Consider the following 18952-nt stretch of genomic DNA (forward strand, 5'->3'; position numbering starts at 1 on the left):
TGGAACCCATGGCTCACGCTCCCCAGGACCAGATTGCACCTCTGCTGACCCCCGAAGGCTGGGAGTTGCTGGCATCGCTGGGTCCGTACCGGGACGAGGACTCGTTCGAGCTCAATTCTGCGCTGCGGAAGGCCGGGCACCCCGCAGGACTTGTGTCCGCCGTCCTGACCCAGTCCCGGCTGCGCACCAGGGCGGAGGCGAAATTCGGCGAGTTCGCCCGGCAGATGCTCTTCACCCAGGCAGGCCTGGAGCAGGCTACGCGCCTGAACGTCGCCGCGCACCACGCGCAGCGGTTCGCTGCTGCCGGGATCAGCCGGGTGGCAGATCTGGGTTGCGGGCTTGGTGCCGACGCCATGGCCCTGGCATCCCTGGACATCACCGTGACCGCCGTCGAAGTGGACGAAACCACCGCGGCCTGCGCCACCATGAACCTCATCCCCTTCCCCAACGCCACGGTGGTCCACGCCGACGCGGCATCGGTCCCGCTGGAGGGGATCGACGGCGTCTGGCTGGATCCCGCGCGGCGCGTCACTTCCACGTCCGGCACCAAGCGGATCTGGGATCCCGAGGCGTTCTCGCCGCCGTTGTCCTTCGTGGAGTCGCTGGCGGCCGGGGGGAAGGCAGTGGGCGTGAAGATGGGCCCGGGCATGCCGCACGAGTCGGTGCCGGCGGGCTGCGAAGCCCAGTGGGTGTCAGTGGGCGGGGATGTCACGGAGGTGACCCTCTGGTACAACGCCGTGCGCAGGCCGGGGGTGCGCCGCGCAGCCCTGGTCCTGGGTTCCCAGGGACTTGCCGAGCTGACCAGCGCGGACGACTTCGGAGCCGGCCCGGCTGCGCCGGTGGGGCCGGTGGAGGGCCACCTGTACGAACCCGACGGCGCCGTGATCCGCGCCGGGCTGGTGGCCGACGTGGCGCTGCAGCTGGGCGGGCACCTGGTGGACGAACACATTGCCTACATCTGTGCCCCGGAACTCCTGGACACCCCGTTCGCCCGGGCGTACAAGGTCCTGGAGGTCATGCCCTACAACGTCAAGGCACTCAAGGCCTGGGTGAAGCAGGAGGGCATCACCGTGCTGGACATCAAGAAGCGCGGCACGGCAGTCACGCCGGAGGAACTGCGGAAGCAGCTCCTGCCCGGCGGCAGGAACCCGGGCAGCAAGGGTTCGGCGAAAAAGGGCGGCGGCAGGACGGCCACCCTGGTCCTGACGCGCATCGGCGAAGACAGGGTGGCCATCGTGGTGGAACCTGTTACGGCAGCGTAAGGGTCCAGACGCCTACTGCGCGCGCATGAACTCCTCGGCTGCCCGCACCTGCTCATCGGTGGGGCGCACGCCCGTGTAGAGCACGAACTGTTCCAATGCCTGGATCGTGGCGACCTCCGCGCCGGTGATGACAGGTTTTCCTGCGGCCCGCGCGGCACGGACCAGCGGCGTCTCGGCCGGCAGCGCCACCACGTCGAAGACCAGCCGGGCAGCCTCGATGGCCTCCTCAGGGAAGGAAAGGCTGTCCGCTTCGGCGCCGCCCGCCATGCCGATGGGGGTGACGTTGACGATCAGGTCCGCCGTGCCGCCGTCGAGCGCTGCCCGCCACTGGAAGCCGTACTGGTCCGCGAGCGCACGCCCGGCAGCCTCGTTCCGGGCGATAACGGTAACGTCCTTGAACCCGGCGTCCCGGAGCGCGGCCACCGTGGCCTTGGCCATGCCGCCCGCCCCCTGGACCAGCACGGAATAGTCCGTGGGGACCCCGTTGGACGCCAGCAGCTGCTCGATCGCCGTGTAGTCGGTGTTGTACGCCTTGAGGTGTCCCTCCGTGTTCACGATGGTGTTCACCGAGTCGATGGCCTTGGCAGACGGGTCCATCTCGTCCACCAGCGCGATGACATCTTCCTTGTAGGGCATGGAGATGGCACAGCCGCGGATGCCCAGTCCCCGGACGCCGGCGATGGCCAGTTCCAGGTTGGTGGGCGCGAACGCCTTGTAGATCCAGTTCAGGTCCAGCTGCCCGTACAGGTGGTTGTGGAACCGTGTCCCGTTGTTGCTGGGCCGGGCCGAGAGCGAGATGCAGAGGGTCATGTCTTTATTCAGAATGGGCACCAGACCATTAAACCGTCCCTCCCAACTGGGTAGCGCTACTTAGTTGGGTCAGGGGCAGCCAGTTCCCGCAGGAAAGGGCCCGACGGCGGCTGGCAGCTTTCCGGGAGCGGGCGCCTTTCCGGCCAGCACGGCGGCCAGCGCATCGAAGGCGGTGTCGGTGCGGCCATACAGCGCCAGCTTGACCGGGGCGGTGGAGTTTTGCAGCGGCCAGGGGGCATCCAGGGCCACGGCGATGTCCCCGCCCGCCGCTTTCCCGCCGAGGCCGATGAGATTCACCAGCGGGCCCGATCCAACCGCCAGGCCGGCACGGGCGGCGGCTGCTTCGAACCGCTCCCTGTCCCCCGGTCCCCCGCCGGCCACGCGCACGGCACCGGGAACCAGGGGGCCGCTGCAGGGACCGGCGACAACCGTCACGGCCGACGCGGAAACCCGTGCCGACAACGCGGCGCCGCTTCCGGCCGGAGCACCTGCTCCCGCCGTTCCGGCGGCCGCCGTGGTCCGGGCATGCCAGATCATCAAGGTGGCCACCCGCTGCGCGGCCTCATCCAGCCGCGCGGCGGGAAGCGTGCCGGCGGCCAGGGCCTGGAGGATGGCGGCGTGCGCCTGTACCACGTCCGCGGGCATCAGCAGCAGGTCGGCACCGGCGCCCAGGGCTTTCACCGCGGCTGCCCCGGCGGGGTACTGGTTGTCCACGGCCCCCATGTTGAGGGCGTCCGTCACGGCCACGCCTTTGAAGCCCAGGCCCCGCATCGCGGCGTAGCTTGGTGCGGACAGCGACGCCGGCACACCGGGTTCCAGCGCAGGCACGGCAATGTGCCCGGTCATGACGATCGGCAGGCCCGCTGCAACGGCAGCCTGGAAGGGTTTCCAGTCCCGGGCCCGGAGCTCGTCAATGCCGGCGGGCTGGACCGGGAGGCTGAGGTGGGAATCGGTGGTCACCGAGCCGTGGCCCGGAAAGTGCTTCACGGTGGGGAGCACACCGGCGTCCAGCATGCCCTGGGAGAAGGCAACTCCATGGGCTGCGGCGGCGGCCGGATCTGCCGACATGGAGCGCGCACCGATGGTGGGGTCGTTGGGCCCGATGGTCACGTCGGTGTCCGGTGCGAAGTCGAGGTCGAACCCCAGCGGCACCAGCTCACCTGCCAACCCCTTTCCTGCTTCCCGGGTCAGGGCCTGGTTGCCGGCGGCACCGTAGCTCATGGGCGTCGGCCATTCGGTCAGGGGCTGCCCCAGGCGTGCCACGGCGCCGCCTTCCTGGTCCACGCCGATGATGCCCGGCCAGCGCCGGCCGTCGGCGGCAACAGCCTGCTGCAGGCGCTGGTTCACAGCGCCCATGGCGGCAACATCCACCGTCCCCTGCGGGCCCCGCGGCACGTTGTCGCCCATGATGATTGACCCGGCCAGGTGCAGGCGCTGGATGAGCGCGGCGTGCGCCTCCACCTGGTTGCCCTTGAAGAACGGGAGCAGCACCTGCCCGGCCTTCTCCTCCGGCGACATGGCCGCCACGGCGGCCACGGCGGCGTCCTGGTCGCGCTGCTCCGGGCCCCACCCCAGGGGGCGGGAGCCCGGGTCAGGTGAGGCAGAAGCGGTGGGAGGCGCCGTCGTCGTACTTGCTGATGCGGACGGGGCCGCAGTGGTGGGCGGGGCCGGCGACGGCGGGGCCGCGTTGGGCGAAGCGGTGCAGGAGGCCAGGGCCAGGGCTGACAAGGCCAGGAGGAGGGGGAAGGATCTGGCAGGACTGGTTTTGGCAGGGCTGTGACGCAGGGGGAACGGGGCCATCAATATGATGCTACCCCTGCACTAGACTTGAACCACCCGTTCTCCAGCCGGCGCAGCCTGTGAGCGGCATCAGCCAGCGGCAAACCGGACAGTAAGGAAACGTGTGAAGATCGACTTCGCGTCATCGAGGCAGTCAACCCTCGGTGTTGAGTGGGAGCTTGCCCTGGTGGACGGAAAGACGGGCGAGCTCGCGTCCGTGGCCAACCAGGTGCTCCGTGGCGTGGCCTCGCGCCACCCGGAACTCAACGAAGACGACGAACACCCGCACATCAAGCAGGAACTGCTGCTGAACACCGTGGAACTGGTCACCGGCATCTGCGAAACGGCCGCCGAGGCCAAGGAGGACCTCAGCCGGTCCGTTGCCGCCGTCCGCGAAATCACCGATCCCATGGGCGTGGAGCTGTTCTGCGCCGGCAGCCACCCGTTCAGCCCGCCGCAGCTGCAGCCCGTGACGGACAAGGCACGCTACGCCAAACTCATTGACCGGACCCAGTGGTGGGGCCGGCAGATGGTCATTTACGGCGTCCACGTGCACGTGGGACTGGACCGCCGGGAGAAGGCGCTGCCCGTCCTGGACGGCCTGGTCAACTACTTCCCGCATTTCCAGGCGCTCTCCGCGTCCAGCCCGTTCTGGGGCGGCGAGGACACCGGCTACGCCTCCCAGCGGGCGCTGATGTTCCAGCAGCTTCCCACCGCGGGCCTGCCCTTCCAGTTCAAATCCTGGGAGGAATACGAGTCCTACGTGCAGGACATGACCACTACCGGCGTCATCGACACCATCTCCGAGATCCGCTGGGACATCCGGCCCGTGCCAGCCCTGGGCACCATCGAAATGCGCATCTGCGACGGCCTGGCCACGCTGGAGGAGGTGGGCGCCATCGCGGCCCTGACCCAATGCCTGGTGGACGAGTTCTCCACCACCCTGGACAACGGCGGCACCATTCCCACCATGCCGCCGTGGCACGTGCAGGAGAACAAGTGGCGCGCGGCCCGCTACGGCATGGACGCCATTATCATCCTGGACGCCGCGGGCCGGGAGCAGCTGGTCACCGACCACCTGCTGGAGACGCTGAACCGGCTGGAGCCGGTGGCGGCCAAGCTTCAATGCGCCGACGAGCTTGCCGACGTCGAAAAGATCATCCGCCGCGGAGCCGGGTACCAGCGCCAGCGCCGTGTGGCCGCGGAGAACGGCGGGAACCTCCAGGCCGTGGTCCTGGACCTGGTCAAGCAGATGCGGAACGGCCCCACCGCCTGATCTGCTCCTCACCTGAGGTGGCCCGACTGAGGTGGCTCGCCCAAAACGGGGCACTTCGACACGGACACGCCGGCCGCCGTCGTGATGTACGACGGCGGCGCCCCCAAAGTGCCCCGCGACGGTTGGCCGGGCCTACCGACGGGCCTACTGCCGTCAGGCCGGGAGTGATACCGACGTGACCGGCATTGAGGAGTCCGGGGCGAAGCCGATTCCGCTGGGTTCGATGCCGGCCATCACCAGCTGGGCGCCGAGGGCCGCCACCATGGCGCCGTTGTCCGTACAGAGGTCCAGGGGCGGCACGTGCAGGCGGATGCCGGCGGAGGCGCAGCGCTGGCCGGTCAGTTCGCGCAGGCGTGAGTTGGCGGCTACGCCGCCGCCCAGCAGGACGTCCTTGATGCCGTGTTCGCGGCAGGCCAGCACCGCCTTGGATGAAATGACGTCCACCACGGCTTCCTGGAAGGCGGCCGCGATGTCAGCCACCGGGATCTCCTCCCCACGGGCTTCGAACTGCTCCACGCAGCGGGCCACTGCCGTCTTGAGTCCGCTGAAGGACCAGTCGTACCGGTGCGGTCCGGGGGCATCCGCCGTGCCCATGTACTTGGGCTGGGTGAGGCCACGGGGGAAGCGGATTGCCTTGGGATTGCCGCCGCGCGCCACCTTGTCGATGGCCGGCCCGCCGGGGTAACCGAGGCCCAGGATGCGTGCCACTTTGTCGTAGGCTTCGCCCGCGGCGTCGTCGATGGTGGAGCCCAGGAGCTCCACGTCGCTGGTGATGCTGTTGATCCGGAGGATTTCGGTGTGGCCGCCGGAGACCAGCAGGGCGCCCAGGTTCTCCGGCAGCTCCTGCTTCCGGCCGTTGGCGCGGTCATCCAGGAGTCCCACGCCCACGTGTGCCACCAGGTGGTTGATGGCGTAGAGCGGCTTTCCGGTGGCGACGGCGAGCGCCTTGGCAGCGCACACGCCCACCATGAGGGCGCCGGCCAGCCCGGGCCCGGACGTTACGGCGATGGCGTCCACCTCGTCGAGGCTAACGCCGGCGTCTGCCAGTGCCTGCTCGAGCGTGGGGACGAACGCGTCCAGGTGGGCACGCGAAGCGATTTCGGGGATGACGCCGCCGAACCGAACGTGCTCATCCATCGAGGAGGAGACGGTGTTGGTCAGGAGGGTGGTGCCGCGGACGATGCCCACGCCGGTTTCGTCGCAGGATGATTCGATGCCCAGCACCAGGGGCTGTGAGCGGTTCATGGCTGGCCTGCTTCCGTTGCCTCGTGGCCGTCAGTTTCCGGTGCGGCGAGCTGGAGCCGCATGATCAGGGCATCCACCCCGTCACGGTAGTAGCGGGGGCGGATGTGGATCTGTTCGAAGCCGAACCGCACGTACAGCTGCTGTGCCCGAGGGTTGTCGGCCCGGACCTCGAGCAGGACGTCGGCGGCACCGCGGTGCCTGGCCTCCCCGATCAGTTGCGTGAGCAGGGTGCTGCCGATGCCGCGCCCCTCACAGTCAGGGACGACGGCGATGGTCTGGATGTCCGCGATGGGCTCGATGCACATCAGCCCGGCATAGCCCACGATGCCGTCGCTGGTCTCCGCCACGAGGTAGCGCCGGGTCTCCGGCTGGGAGAGCTCATCAAGGAACATCTGCACGGGCCAGGCGTCGATCGGGAACAGCTGATGCTCCAGGGCGCCGACGGCGGGCACATCGTCCAGGGTCATGTCGCGGACAGTGACGCCTGCCAAGCGGGGTTCCGGGGCGGTACTCACAGTGCCCGCTTCCGTGGTCCGGGAACCTGGGCGTCCGATTCGCGCAGGTACAGGGGCGCGGTGTCCAACAGGGCGTCCCCGGCAGCCAATCTGGCCAGGGCGAACTGGCCAAGGTACAGTGCGTCGGGCTGCTCCCCCTGGAACTCCGGATGGGCGCGCAGGACGTCGGTGTAAAGCCCTGCGCCCGCGCCGAAGGCGGGCAGGTCCGGCAGGTCCGCGGCGAATCCGACGTGCGGGCCGTCCTCCAGCAGCGGCAACTGCCCGTCTTCCAGGCTGTAGCGGGCCCAGTAGACCTCTTTCCGGCGGGCGTCGGTCACCACCAGGAATTCCGGGACGGCGGCAGTGGATTCGGCCACCTCCAGCGCCACCGCGTCCAGGCTCATCAGCCCGTGCAGGGGCTTGCCCCAGGCAAACGCCAGGGTGCGGGCAGTGGCGATGCCCGAGCGCAGCCCTGTGAAGGGGCCAGGGCCCACCCCCACCACCAGCGCGTCGACGTCCTGGCCGGTGACGCCTGCTTCAGAGAGCATGGCGTGGATGCCGGGTGCGAGCACCTCGGCGTGGCTGCGGGTGTCCTCCGTGGAGAAGCTGGCCAGCACTCCTTCCGGGGCTTCATAGGACACCAGCGCGGCACTGGCCACCGCGGAGGTGTCAATCGCGAGGATCAGCATGGAACGTTTCCTTCCGGCCCGCCCAGTTCCGGCCCGCCCAGTTCCGGGGCAGTTGCCCACCGTGGCCCGTACCCGCGCATCACGATGGTGCGGGGCTCGTCGGTGTCTTCGCCGTCGAAGTCCAGGCTTCCGCTTCCGGCTCCGTTGCCCCCGGCGTCGAGGCCGATGGCACGCAGGAAGTCGATCTCCAGCCGGCTGTCGCTCAGGTGTTCCACCCGCTCGTGCCCCCACTCCACCACCGTCACGGACGAGTCCATGGTGTTTTCGAGGTCGATGTCGTCGATCTCCGCCGCCGAGCCCAGCCGGTATGCGTCCACGTGCACCAGGTCCGGCCCACCGGGACGCGGACCATCCGGCAGGTTCGGATGGATCCGGACCAGGACGAAGGTGGGCGAGATGATGCCGGCGCGGACACCCAGTCCCTCGCCCAGCCCCTGGGTGAAGGTGGTTTTCCCGGCACCCAGCTCGCCGGACAGCACCAGCAGGTCCCCGGACTGCAGCACCTCCGCCAAACGTGCGCCGAACGCGTGCGTCTGTTCCGCCGTCGTCGCCGTAAACGTCTTTTCCCAGTTGGCGGCCGGGTTGGCGGCCAACTGTTCCGCCGGGCTCATGCGGCTCCCGCCGTGCCGGGCGCGCCCACCAGGCCCTGGCCGTTGCCCGCCGGCTGGTCCTCGTTGATGAAGCGGCGCGGAACACGGGGGCTGATCCGGGTCACGATTTCATAGTTGATGGTCCCTGCGGCGCGCGCCCAGTCCTCCGCCGTGGGCCCGCCGTCGGCGCCGTCCCCGAACAGCTCCGCTTCCGCACCCTGCACGGGAGCCCCGGACGCCTCCGGCCCGAGGTCGATGACCATCTGGTCCATGGCGATCCGGCCGACAACCGGGTAGGTCCTCCCAGCCACGCGGACCGGTCCACCGGTGGCGATGCGGGGGACGCCGTCGGCATAGCCCATGGGAATCAGGGCCAGGGTGCTCGCCGTCCTGGTGCGGTAATGCAGTCCGTAGGAGACGCCCTGCCCCTCCGGAACCTGCTTGCACTGCGACACGAGGGTGCGCAGCGTCATGGCGGGGCGGAGCCCGAGCTCTGCCGAGGTCTGGCCGTCAAACGGCGAAAGCCCGTAGATCCCCAGGCCAACCCTGACCAGGTCGAAGTGGGTGTCCGGCCGGGACAGGGTGGCGGGGGTGTTGGCAAGGTGCCGGACCTCGGGATCCACGCCCGCGTCCTCGGCGATGGCAAGCGCCTCCCGGAATGCGGCCAGCTGCTCGTCCGTCTCGGGCCGCTCCGGCTCGTCGGCCACGGCCAGGTGGGAGAAGATGCCCACCACGCGCAGGAGACCCTGGTCCTGGTATTCCACGGCCTCCCCCACCAGCCGGTCCCAGTCCTCCGGCGTGGCTCCGTTGCGTCCCAGGCCGGTGTCCACCTTCAGGTGCACCCGCGCCGGACGCTCCTGTTCACGGGCCGCGGCCACGATGCGTTCCAGCTCCCAGCCGGAGCAGCCAATGTCGACGCCGGCGGCCACGGCGGCGCCGAAGTTGCTGTCCGTGGTGTGCAGCCACGCCAGGAGCGGGGCATCGATGCCGGCGGCACGCAGCGCGAGGGCCTCGGAAATGTGGGCCACGCCGAGCCAGGCCGCACCTGCCTGCAGGGCTGCCCGGGCCACCGGGACGGCGCCGTGCCCGTAGGCATCAGCCTTGACGACGGCCATGACTTTTGCCGGGGAAGCAGCGGCGGCAAGCCGGCGGACGTTGTGCCGGATGGCGTCGAGGTCGATCACGGCGGACCGCTCATGGCGGGGGTCCGGCCCGGGGGCAGCGCTGAATTCACCGGTTCTTGCGGGGTAAGTCACCTAAGTGATTCTAGTGCTGGCACTTCGCGCCGAATAATCAGGGCCTCCAGCGCTCCTTAAGCATCCGACAGGTGCGCGATGGTGGCTGCTGCCCGGCGCTGGGCTGCCAGCGGCACGTCTTCAATGATGTCCGCGAGGAACCCGAAGCGCCGCAGCCATTGGCTCGTCTGCCGTTCGGGGCGGGCGTTGGCGCGTCTCCACCAGTCAGCGATGTCGCCCCAGCCCGGGGCCGCCAGCGAGCCGCCCACCTCCTGCACTGCCAGGGCTGCGCACAGGTTGGCGAACCGCAGCCTGTCCCCCAGGGGCCAGCCGGCCAGGGTTCCCACGATGAACGCCGCGTCGAAGCAGTCGCCGGCACCGGTGGGGTCGTGGGCCTTGACCGGAAGCGACGGGACCCACTCCTCCTCACCGGTTTCCGAGTCCACGGCCATGGCACCCTGGGGGCCCAGGGTCACGACGGCCACCGGAACATGCTCCGCCAGCGCATAGAGGGCACTCCACGGATTGTCCTTGCCCGTGAACGCCATGGCCTCGCGCTGGTTCGGCAGGAAAGCGTAAAAGTACTGCAGGTTTTCGAGCCGCACCGGCGCCCATTCGCCGCTGGGATCCCACCCCACATCCCCGAACAGCCTCACCCCGGCACCATGGGCTGCCCGGGCCCACGGCTCCACTTCCAGGCCCACCTCCGCGATGCCCGCGAGCGTCCTGGGCGGGGTTCCGATCAGCTCGGAGTTTGTCACCGGCGCCGAGTGCCCGTGGGTCACCAGGGAGCGGTCCTGGTCCACGCAGAGAGAGATCGTCACCGGGGAGTGCCATCCCGGGACGCGGCGGGAGAGGCTGAGGTCCACGTGCTCCTGGCCCGAGAGGATCTTCCAGTTGAAGTCCCCGTAGCCGTCGTCCCCGAATGCGGCAGCCAACCCGGTGCGCAGTCCCAGCCGGGCAGCGGCAATGGCCTGGTTCGCCACCCCGCCGGGGCAGCTTCCCATGCCGTCGCTCCAGATTTCCGTGCCGGGCTCGGGCCCGTGGGGCAGGCCCGTGAAGATGATGTCCTGGAACACGGTCCCTGCCAGCAGCAGGTCGAATCCGGGTTCAAGGGGTGAACGGACGGCAGCCAGGGGGTCGAAGGGGCGTGCTGGGATGGCGTCCATAGTGCGCAGGATACGCCGTGCCACACTCCCGCGGTAGGGGCGTAGGACAGGTGGGCGGGTTGTCGGAGGCTGGTCCTAAACTGCATGGTATGCGGCTTTTGATTGCCGGCGGCGGGGGTTTCCGGGTTCCGTTGATATTCCGGGCCCTGGTAGCCGGTCCCTTTTCCGGGCTGGTCACCGAACTGGTGCTGTACGACGTCGATCCCGCCCGCCTTGAGGCCGTCACCGCCGTGCTGGACAGTATGCCCGGTGGTGAAGGCGCCCGCCTTCCCGTCCACGCCACCACCGATCTTGCCGAAGCCCTGCCCGGCACGGACATGGTCTTCGCGGCGATCCGGCCGGGCGGCACAGCGGGACGCGTCGCGGACGAGAAAGTGGCGCAGGACCTGGGACTGCTGGGACAGGAAACCACGGGCGCCGGGGGAATTTCCTACGCCTTGCGGACCATTCCGCACATGCTGCACCTTGCGGGGCTGATGCGGGAACACTGCCCGGAGGCGTGGCTGATCAACTTCACCAACCCCGCCGGAATGGTCACCGAGGCGCTGGTTCCCGTCCTGGGGCCCCGGGTCATCGGGATCTGCGACTCTGCGGGCGGCCTGGTGCAGCGGGCGGCGAGTGCTGCCCGTGTGCCGTCGCCGGAAGGCCGGCTCGACGGCGTGGGCTACTACGGGCTGAACCACCTGGGCTGGCTGTACCGGCTGGAGTCCGGCGGCCGGGACGTGCTGCCTGGCCTTTTGGCGGACGCCGGGGCCCTGCAGTCGTTCGAGGAAGGCAGGCTCTTCCCGCAGCCGTTCCTGGCGGAACTGGGCATGCTTCCGAACGAGTATCTGTATTACTACTACCAGCGCGACGCAGCCCGGCAGGCGATGCAGGCCATGGCCCAGACCCGCGGTGAAAGCATCCACAGCCAGCAGCAGGAGCTGTATCCGCGGCTGGCCGCTGCGGGGCGTGGGGCCTACCGGTTGTGGGAGGAGGCGCGGCGCTCCCGTGAAGAGGGGTACCTGGCCGAGGCGCGGCGCGACGGCGAACGCCGGGCCGAGGAGGACCTGGCCGGCGGCGGTTATGAGCGGGTTGCGCTGGCGGCCATGCGCGCTCTGTCCGGGGGCGGCGACACCCACCTGGTCCTGAACACCCGGAACGCGCCGGTGCCCGCCCGGCAACCCGAAGCCCACCCACCCGTGTCCGCCACGGCTGCGGCGGCAGCTTCCCAACCCGCCATTCCCGGACTCCCGGCAGACGCCGTCGTCGAAGTTCCCTGTACCGTGACCGCCAACGGCGCGGTCCCCCTGGCGCAGAAGGCACCGGACGGCCCGCAGCTGGGCCTGCTCCAGCGGGTCAAGGAGGTGGAACGGCTCGTGGTCCGCGCTGCCACCACCGGCAACCGCGACGCGGCCCTGGAGGCCTTCGGCCGGCACCCGCTCGTGGATTCGCCCGAACTGGCCGCGAAGCTTCTGGCGGGTTACGAGCAGGCCTTCCCGGCTCTGGGGAAGATGTGGGAGGGCGGCAGGCGTTAGGCGAAGGAGTAATGTTTTATCGAATGCGCACTGAGCCGGCTCCCCTGACATCTGCCGGCTGCCGGAAGGAGGTCCCGTGGCACTGATCCGCAGGGTCGCGTTACTCTCCCTCCACACTTCTCCCATGGAACAGCCGGGTTCCGGTGATGCCGGTGGAATGAACGTCTACATCCGCGAGCTGGCATCTGCCCTGGCCGAGGCGGGCGTGGAGGTGGAAATCTTCACGCGCGCCACCTCCGCCGACCAGCCCGCCGTCGAACATCCCGATCCCGGTGTGTGCGTGCACAATGTCCTGGCCGGGCCGCCGAAGAAGATCCCCAAGGAGGAGCTTCCCGGGCTGCTGCACGCCATGGTGGCCGAGATCGAGCAGATCCGGCGCCGCCAGCCGCACGGCCGCTACGACGTCATCCATTCTCATTACTGGGTCTCGGGGATCGCCGGCCTGGAGCTGTCCGAGCTGTGGGGTGTGCCGCTGGTACACACTATGCACACCATGGCCAAGGTCAAGAACCTGCTGCTGGAGTCCGGCGAACAGCCCGAGCCCCGGCGGCGCGAGGTGGGCGAGCACCGCATCGTGGACGGCGCCGCGCGGCTTATCGCCAACACAAGCTCCGAAGCAGCCGAGCTCGTCTCCCACTACGGCGCCACGTACGACCGGATCGACATCGCGCCTCCCGGCGTGGACCTGGCCACCTTCACCCCCGCGTTCCGTGCGCGGTCCCGGGCACAACACGGCATCAGCCCGGACACCTTCCACCTGGTGTTTGCCGGCCGCATCCAACGGCTGAAAGGCCCGCACGTCCTGGTCAAGGCTGCGGCGCTGCTGCGCAAACGCCGCCCGGACATCGATCTTCGCGTCACCATCCTGGGCGCCTTGAGCGGCAACAAGGAATTCAACCTGCGCTGCCTGATTGCGGAGGCAGGAATGAACGACGTCGTCACGCAGCTTCCACCGGTGAAGGCACCGGAGCTGGCGTCCTGGTTCCGCGCGGCCGACGTCGTGGTGATGCCGTCCTTCAGCGAATCCTTCGGGCTGGTGGCGCTCGAGGCCCAGGCCTGCGGCACGCCCGTGGTAGCCACCCGGGTTGGTGGGCTTTCCCGCGCCATCTTCCACGGCCGGACCGGCTTGCTTGTGGATGGCCACCATGCTGCCGACTGGGCTGATGCCCTGGAAGCCCTGTACGACGACCCCGCCACCCGGGAGGACCTGGGCCGCGCCGCCGCCATCCGCGCCCAGAACTCCGGCTGGCAGCGCACTGCCGCGATTACGTTGGAGAGCTACCACGCCGCCGTCGAGAACTTTGTGGGCCGGCGCCTGGCCCCGGTGGTTCCGGCTTCCTGAAACTGCCCCCTGCAAGCGCGGAAGCTGTTAGCTTAGGGGCAGATGCCGGCGCTGGCCCGTGCAGGAAAGGACAAGGATGTCTGCTCTCCCTTCGGATCTTCAGATAGCCCGTGCTGCGCGGATCCGGCCCATCGAGGACATCGCGGCTGCCGCAGGGATCAACCCTGAAGCCCTCGAGCTGTATGGGCGGTACAAGGCAAAGATCGACCCCGCACGCCTGGACGCACCGCCACCGGCCGGGAAGGTGGTGCTGGTGTCGGCCATGTCCCCCACGCCGGCAGGCGAAGGAAAGTCGACTACCACGGTGGGGCTGGCCGATTCCCTGGCCCGCGCCGGCCACAAGGTGATGATCGCCCTGCGGGAGCCGTCGCTCGGTCCGGTGCTGGGCATGAAGGGCGGTGCCACTGGAGGCGGCTACTCACAGGTGCTCCCCATGGATGAGATCAACCTGCACTTCACCGGTGACTTCCATGCCATCACGTCGGCCAACAACGCCCTGATGGCCCTGGTGGACAACCACATCTACCAGGGCAACGCCCTAAATATCGACCCGCGACGGATGACGTTCAAGCGGGTGCTGGACATGAACGACCGGGCCCTGCGGGAAGTGGTGATCGGCCTGGGCGGCCCCTCCCAGGGAGTCCCGCGCCAGGACGGGTTCGACATTACCGTGGCCTCCGAGATAATGGCTGTTTTCTGCCTGGCCACGGACATCGCTGACCTCAGGGAGCGCCTGGGCCGGATCACCTTCGGGTACACCTACGACCGCGCACCCGTGACAGTGGCCGACCTGGGCGTGCAGGGGGCCCTGACCCTGCTGCTGAAGGAAGCCATCAAACCGAACCTGGTGCAGACCATCGCGGGCACCCCTGCCCTGGTGCACGGCGGCCCGTTCGCAAACATCGCCCATGGCTGCAACTCCCTGATCGCCACCCAGACAGCCCGGCGGCTGGCGGACATCGTGGTGACCGAGGCGGGCTTCGGCGCAGACCTGGGGGCGGAGAAGTTCATGGACATCAAAGCCCGGATCGGCGCCCTGGCACCCTCCGCCGTGGTGGTGGTGGCCACAGTCCGTGCCCTCAAGATGCAGGGCGGGCTGGCCAAGGCCGACCTGGCCCGGCCGGACCTGGCCGCACTGGAAGCCGGCGCGGAGAACCTGCGCCGGCACATCCGCAACGTGGAGAAGTTCGGCGTGACCCCCGTGGTGGCCATCAACCAGTTCTCGTCCGATTCGCCCGAGGAACTCGACTGGCTGCTCGCATGGTGCGCGGCCGAGGGCGTCCCGGCGGCCGTTGCGGATGTGTGGGGCCGGGGCGGTGGCGGGGACGGCGGTGATGAACTCGCGGCTTTGGTTGCCGAGGCGGTGGCCGGGCCCAACAGCTTCAGGCACCTCTATAGCTTGGGGCTGTCGGTTGAGGACAAGATCCGGACCATCGTGCAGGAGATTTACGGCGCGGACGGCGTGGACTTTTCCGTCCCGGCGTTGAAGCGGTTGGCCGACATCGAGCGGAACGGCTGGAGCGGGCTGCCGGTGTGCATGGCCAAGACGCAGTACTCCTTCACGGATGATGCCTCCCGATTGGGCGCCCCCAAGGGCTTCACCATCCATGTCCGCGACCTGCTGCCCAAAACCGGTGCGGGCTTCATTGTGGCCCTGACGGGTGCGGTGATGACCATGCCCGGCCTCCCCGCCGTCCCGGCCGCCCTGCGAATGGACGTGGACGCGGACGGCAACCCCGTCGGCCTCACCTGACACCCCCGCTCACCTTTCGCACCAAATTTTCCGACGCCCGCTCACCTTTGGCAGCCGGTCCTGAAACCCCCGCTCACCTTTCGCCGCCCTCCCACCGACGCCCGCTCACCTTTCGCCGCCCTCCCTGAAACCCCCGCTCACCTTTGGCAGCCGGTCCTGAAACCCCCGCTCACCTTTGGCAGCCGGTCCTGAAACCCCCGCTCAGGCCCCACCCCTTGGCCAGCGAGGGTGTTAACCGGGAGGGGCTTCAGCCTGTGGATAACTTCACACGGCCGCCCACCATTTGCATGAGAATGCAGTATGCGATCCCGCCCGCCCTTACCTGCGCATCTGGCCAGCAGACCCTTCACGGTCGAGAGCTTCAAGAGCGCGGGACTGGACTACAACCGCCTGCGCCGCACCGACATCGAGCACATCAGCCGGGGCCTCTATCGCCCTGCTGAATGGGACTTCTGCTTGGAAGAAGCTGCCCGCGCGTTGTCGGAAGCGACACCCGGCGCATGGATCTCCCACGTCACCGCGGCGCGCCTACAGTGTTCGCTACTGCCCGCCTGGTTGTCCGACTCAAGAGAACTGCATCTCAGTAAGCCCACGGTGCTTCCCGGAGCCCGGCGGAAAGGTATCCACGGCCACCGCCTCATTGTGAAACCTGGCGAGGTGGAGTTCGTCGAGGGGATGTGGCTCAGCACACGGGCCCGGACTTGGCTGGACATGGCAAGGCTGCTGCCCCTGGAAGACCTGGTGGCCATGGCGGACCAGCTAGTTCGACGGCCTCGGCCCGAATTGGAGGGCCGGGAGGACGCGTACTCAACAGTTGAGGAACTACGGGACATGATTGCCCGTCATCCAAACCTTCAAGGGGTTGTGCGTGCGAGGCAGGCTCTGGACCTTGTGCGGGTTGGATCGGACTCTGCGCCCGAGACCTTCCTCAGGTTGGCCATGTTAGACGCAGGTCTTCCGGAGCCCGAGTTGCAGCTGTCGCTTCGTCCCGGAGACCCTCGATCGCCGTCCGCCGACCTTGCCTTTCGACGTCGAAAAATTGCTGTCCAGTACGACGGCGGCCACCACCTTCTCGAAGCACAGCGGCTGAGCGATCGGCGCAGGGACAAGGCCTTCGAAACGGCTGGATGGACGGTCATCATTGTCGGCAAGGCCGATCAGAAGGACGGATTCGATATCGCCATCAAGACGATCAAGCGAGCCCTGAAGAATTGTGTGGCGGATGCGGCGGTCGCTGCGGGATTTGCCGCCCCAAACCAAATGTGAGCAGGCATCTTCTGAAAACCCACCAAAGGTGAGCGGTCGTCTTCTGAAAACCCACCAAAGGTGAGCGGGGGTCGCCAAAAAACCCGTCAAAAGTGAGCGGGCGTTGCCAAAAAACCCACCAAACGTGAGCGGGCGTTGCCAAAAAACCCGTCAAAAGTGAGCGGGCGTGTTAACCGGGGACGCTCCCCCACCCGGAGGGTGAGGGAGCGCCCCGAACGACAGAAGACCGGAGGTTTAGCGCTCCAGGTCGCCGCGGATGAAGGCTTCGACCTTCTCGCGGGCGAGGTCGTCGTTGAACTGCTCCGGCGGGGACTTCATGAAGTAGCTCGACGCGGACAGCAGCGGCCCGCCGATGCCTCGGTCCAGGCCGATCTTGGCGGCACGGATCGCGTCGATGATCACACCGGCGGAGTTCGGCGAGTCCCAGACCTCGAGCTTGTACTCGAGCGAGACCGGGGCGTCACCGAAGTTGCGGCCCTCCAGGCGGACGAAGGCCCACTTGCGGTCATCAAGCCACTGGACGTAGTCGGACGGGCCGATGTGCACGTCCTTGGCGGCCAGCTCGGCTTCCACGTTGGAGGTCACGGCCTGGGTCTTGGAGATCTTCTTGGACTCCAGGCGGTCGCGCTCCAGCATGTTCTTGAAGTCCATGTTGCCGCCGACGTTCAGCTGGTACGTCCGGTCCAGGGTGACACCGCGGTCTTCGAACAGCTTGGCCATGACACGGTGGGTGATGGTGGCACCGATCTGGCTCTTGATGTCGTCGCCAACAATCGGCACGCCTGCGGCGGTGAACTTGTCCGCCCACTCCTTGGTACCGGCGATGAAGACCGGCAGGGCGTTGACGAACGCCACGCCCGCGTCGATCGCGGCCTGGGCGTAGAACTCAGCAGCTTGCTGGGACCCGACGGGCAGGTAGCAGACCAGGACGTCAACGGCAGCGTCCTTGAGGGCCTGGACCACGTCCACGGGCTCTTCGGTGGATTCCTCGATGGTCTCGAGGTAGTACTTGCCGAGGCCGTCCAGGGTGTGGCCGCGCTGGACGGTGACACCGGTGGGCGGGACGTCGGCGATCTTGATGGTGTTGTTTTCGCTGGCCAGGATGGCGTCGGCCAGGTCAACGCCGACCTTCTTGCCGTCAACATCAAACGCGGCGACGAACTGAACGTCACCCACGTGGTACTGGCCAAACTCAACGTGCATCAAGCCCGGAACAGTCTCTGCCGGATCGGCATCCTTGTAGTACTGGACGCCCTGCACCAGCGAGGCGGCGCAGTTGCCCACGCCAACGATTGCAACACGGATCGGATGTGAAGACACAGAACTCCTTTGGGGACAAACGTCAGCCGGCCGGGTTTGCTTCGCAGACAGTACGACGGCGGCCGGCTGGCACGGCGCCACGCGGCGCCTTTTCATACTACCCAACGCAGCGGGACCGGGCGCGGTACGCCCGGTCCCGCTGCGTAAGAAATCATCCGTCAGGCGTTTTGCTTCCAGAGGTTGATGTCCGACTCCACGGCAAATTCGTCGATCGCGGTCAGTTCCTCAGCGGAGAAGCTGAGGTTGTTGATGGAGGACAAGGTGTCCTCCAGTTGCCGGACGCTGGACGCACCAACGAGTGCCGAGGTGACGGGCGAGCCCTTGGGCTGGTCCCGCAGGATCCAGGCGATGGCCATCTGCGCCAGGGACTGTCCGCGGCCTTCGGCGATTTTCCGCAGCCCGCGGACCCGGTCCAGTTTCTCCTCGGTGATGGAGTCCTCCGAAAGGAAGCGGGCCTTGGCTGCCCGTGAGTCGGCGGGGATGCCGTGGAGGTAGCGGTCCGTCAGCATGCCCTGCGCCAGCGGCGAGAAGGCGATGGATCCGGCGCCCACCTGGTCCAGCACCTCGTACAGGTTGGGCGAGCCGTCCTCGGTCCAGCGGTTGAGCATGGAGTAGCTGGGCTGGTGGATCAGCAGCGGCGTACCCAGTTCCTTGAGGATGCGGGCGGCCTCGAGGGTCTGCTCCGGCGTGTAGGAGGAAATGCCGGCGTACAGTGCCTTGCCCGAACGGACGGCGTAGTCCAGGGCACCCATGGTCTCTTCCATGGGCGTTTCCGGATCGGGCCGGTGGCTATAGAAGATGTCCACGTAGTCCAGACCCATGCGCTGCAGCGATTGGTCCAGGCTGGAGATCAGGTATTTGCGGGAACCCCACTCACCGTAGGGACCCGGCCACATGTAGTAGCCGGCCTTGGTGGAGATCACCAGTTCCTCGCGGTACGGCTTGAAGTCGTCCCGCAGGTGCCGGCCGAAGTTGGTTTCGGCGGACCCGTCCGGCGGGCCGTAGTTATTCGCAAGGTCGAAGTGGTTGACGCCGAGGTCGAAGGCACGGCGGAGGATGTCCCGCTGTTCCTCGAAGCGCTTGTCGTCGCCGAAGTTGTGCCACAGGCCCAGGGAGATGGCCGGGAGCTTGAGTCCGCTGCGGCCCACCCGGCGGTAGGGCATGGATTCGTAGCGGTTGTCCGCTGCTGAATAAGTCATACGTTC

The 18952-nt window shown here is 68.1% G+C and carries 16 protein-coding genes; 6 read left to right on the top strand and 10 right to left on the bottom strand.

From position 1 onward, the window contains the following. The first annotated feature begins 8 nt into the window (after positions 1 to 8). Positions 9 to 1262 carry a class I SAM-dependent methyltransferase gene (locus Q9R31_RS02030; RefSeq protein WP_311261091.1) on the top strand — a complete coding sequence of 418 codons (1254 nt, stop codon included), beginning with the start codon at positions 9 to 11 and terminating at the stop codon, positions 1260 to 1262. Between the two features lie 12 nt (positions 1263 to 1274). On the opposite strand, the gene Q9R31_RS02035 is transcribed toward Q9R31_RS02030, so the two are convergent. Continuing rightward, positions 1275 to 2093: a shikimate 5-dehydrogenase gene (locus tag Q9R31_RS02035; RefSeq protein ID WP_311261092.1), complete on the bottom strand. Its 819-nt coding sequence runs from the start codon at positions 2091 to 2093 to the stop codon at positions 1275 to 1277. A gap of 48 nt (positions 2094 to 2141) precedes the next feature. Beyond that, the gene (locus tag Q9R31_RS02040) at positions 2142 to 3590 is read right to left on the bottom strand and encodes a glycoside hydrolase family 3 N-terminal domain-containing protein (protein ID WP_311261622.1); all 1449 of its coding nucleotides are present in this window, start codon (positions 3588 to 3590) and stop codon (positions 2142 to 2144) included. A gap of 385 nt (positions 3591 to 3975) precedes the next feature. On the opposite strand from Q9R31_RS02040, the gene Q9R31_RS02045 reads away from it, so the two are divergent. After that, positions 3976 to 5127: a glutamate--cysteine ligase gene (locus Q9R31_RS02045; protein ID WP_311261093.1), complete on the top strand. Its 1152-nt coding sequence runs from the start codon at positions 3976 to 3978 to the stop codon at positions 5125 to 5127. A gap of 153 nt (positions 5128 to 5280) precedes the next feature. Here the strand turns inward: Q9R31_RS02045 and tsaD are convergent, their stop codons facing one another. From tsaD to Q9R31_RS02075, 6 genes are read right to left on the bottom strand one after another with little or no spacing between them, the layout of a single operon-like run. Continuing rightward, positions 5281 to 6372: a tRNA (adenosine(37)-N6)-threonylcarbamoyltransferase complex transferase subunit TsaD gene (gene tsaD, locus Q9R31_RS02050; RefSeq protein WP_311261094.1), complete on the bottom strand. Its 1092-nt coding sequence runs from the start codon at positions 6370 to 6372 to the stop codon at positions 5281 to 5283. Continuing rightward, the gene (gene rimI / locus Q9R31_RS02055) at positions 6369 to 6839 is read right to left on the bottom strand and encodes a ribosomal protein S18-alanine N-acetyltransferase (RefSeq protein ID WP_397428200.1); all 471 of its coding nucleotides are present in this window, start codon (positions 6837 to 6839) and stop codon (positions 6369 to 6371) included. The genes tsaD and rimI overlap by 4 nt, the downstream gene beginning before the upstream one ends. 44 nt (positions 6840 to 6883) lie before the next feature. Continuing rightward, entirely contained in the window at positions 6884 to 7555 is a 672-nt protein-coding gene (gene tsaB / locus Q9R31_RS02060; RefSeq protein WP_311261096.1) for a tRNA (adenosine(37)-N6)-threonylcarbamoyltransferase complex dimerization subunit type 1 TsaB, read from the bottom strand. Continuing rightward, positions 7549 to 8166 (bottom strand): tRNA (adenosine(37)-N6)-threonylcarbamoyltransferase complex ATPase subunit type 1 TsaE, encoded by a 618-nt coding sequence (tsaE, locus tag Q9R31_RS02065; protein WP_311261097.1) that lies wholly within the window; start codon positions 8164 to 8166, stop codon positions 7549 to 7551. The genes tsaB and tsaE overlap by 7 nt, the downstream gene beginning before the upstream one ends. Beyond that, positions 8163 to 9401, bottom strand: a complete 1239-nt coding sequence (gene alr, locus Q9R31_RS02070; protein WP_311261098.1) for an alanine racemase — start codon at positions 9399 to 9401, stop codon at positions 8163 to 8165. Before alr ends, tsaE begins: the two co-directional genes overlap by 4 nt. 56 nt (positions 9402 to 9457) lie before the next feature. Then, on the bottom strand, positions 9458 to 10549 hold the full coding sequence (locus tag Q9R31_RS02075) for a carbohydrate kinase family protein (RefSeq protein ID WP_311261099.1): 1092 nt from the start codon (positions 10547 to 10549) through the stop codon (positions 9458 to 9460). Positions 10550 to 10638: 89 nt separating this feature from the next. Between Q9R31_RS02075 and Q9R31_RS02080 the strand changes: the two genes are divergently transcribed. The 4 genes from Q9R31_RS02080 (at position 10639) to Q9R31_RS02095 (ending at position 16427) form a co-directional block, all read left to right on the top strand. Beyond that, positions 10639 to 12066: a 6-phospho-beta-glucosidase gene (locus Q9R31_RS02080; protein WP_311261100.1), complete on the top strand. Its 1428-nt coding sequence runs from the start codon at positions 10639 to 10641 to the stop codon at positions 12064 to 12066. Between the two features lie 76 nt (positions 12067 to 12142). After that, positions 12143 to 13408, top strand: a complete 1266-nt coding sequence (gene mshA, locus Q9R31_RS02085; protein ID WP_311261101.1) for a D-inositol-3-phosphate glycosyltransferase — start codon at positions 12143 to 12145, stop codon at positions 13406 to 13408. A 76-nt stretch (positions 13409 to 13484) separates the two neighbouring features. Next, positions 13485 to 15161, top strand: coding sequence for a formate--tetrahydrofolate ligase (locus tag Q9R31_RS02090; protein WP_311261102.1), 1677 nt, complete (start codon positions 13485 to 13487; stop codon positions 15159 to 15161). Between the two features lie 300 nt (positions 15162 to 15461). After that, a complete protein-coding gene (locus tag Q9R31_RS02095) occupies positions 15462 to 16427 on the top strand; it encodes a hypothetical protein (protein ID WP_311261103.1) in 966 nt (321 codons plus the stop codon). A gap of 234 nt (positions 16428 to 16661) precedes the next feature. Here the strand turns inward: Q9R31_RS02095 and Q9R31_RS02100 are convergent, their stop codons facing one another. Further along, on the bottom strand, positions 16662 to 17747 hold the full coding sequence (locus Q9R31_RS02100) for an inositol-3-phosphate synthase (RefSeq protein ID WP_311261104.1): 1086 nt from the start codon (positions 17745 to 17747) through the stop codon (positions 16662 to 16664). Positions 17748 to 17905: 158 nt separating this feature from the next. Next, a complete protein-coding gene (gene mgrA, locus Q9R31_RS02105) occupies positions 17906 to 18946 on the bottom strand; it encodes an L-glyceraldehyde 3-phosphate reductase (protein ID WP_311261105.1) in 1041 nt (346 codons plus the stop codon). Between the last annotated feature and the right edge of the window lie 6 nt (positions 18947 to 18952).

It is taken from the genome of Pseudarthrobacter sp. BRE9, from assembly GCF_031844305.1.
Classification (GTDB): domain Bacteria; phylum Actinomycetota; class Actinomycetes; order Actinomycetales; family Micrococcaceae; genus Arthrobacter.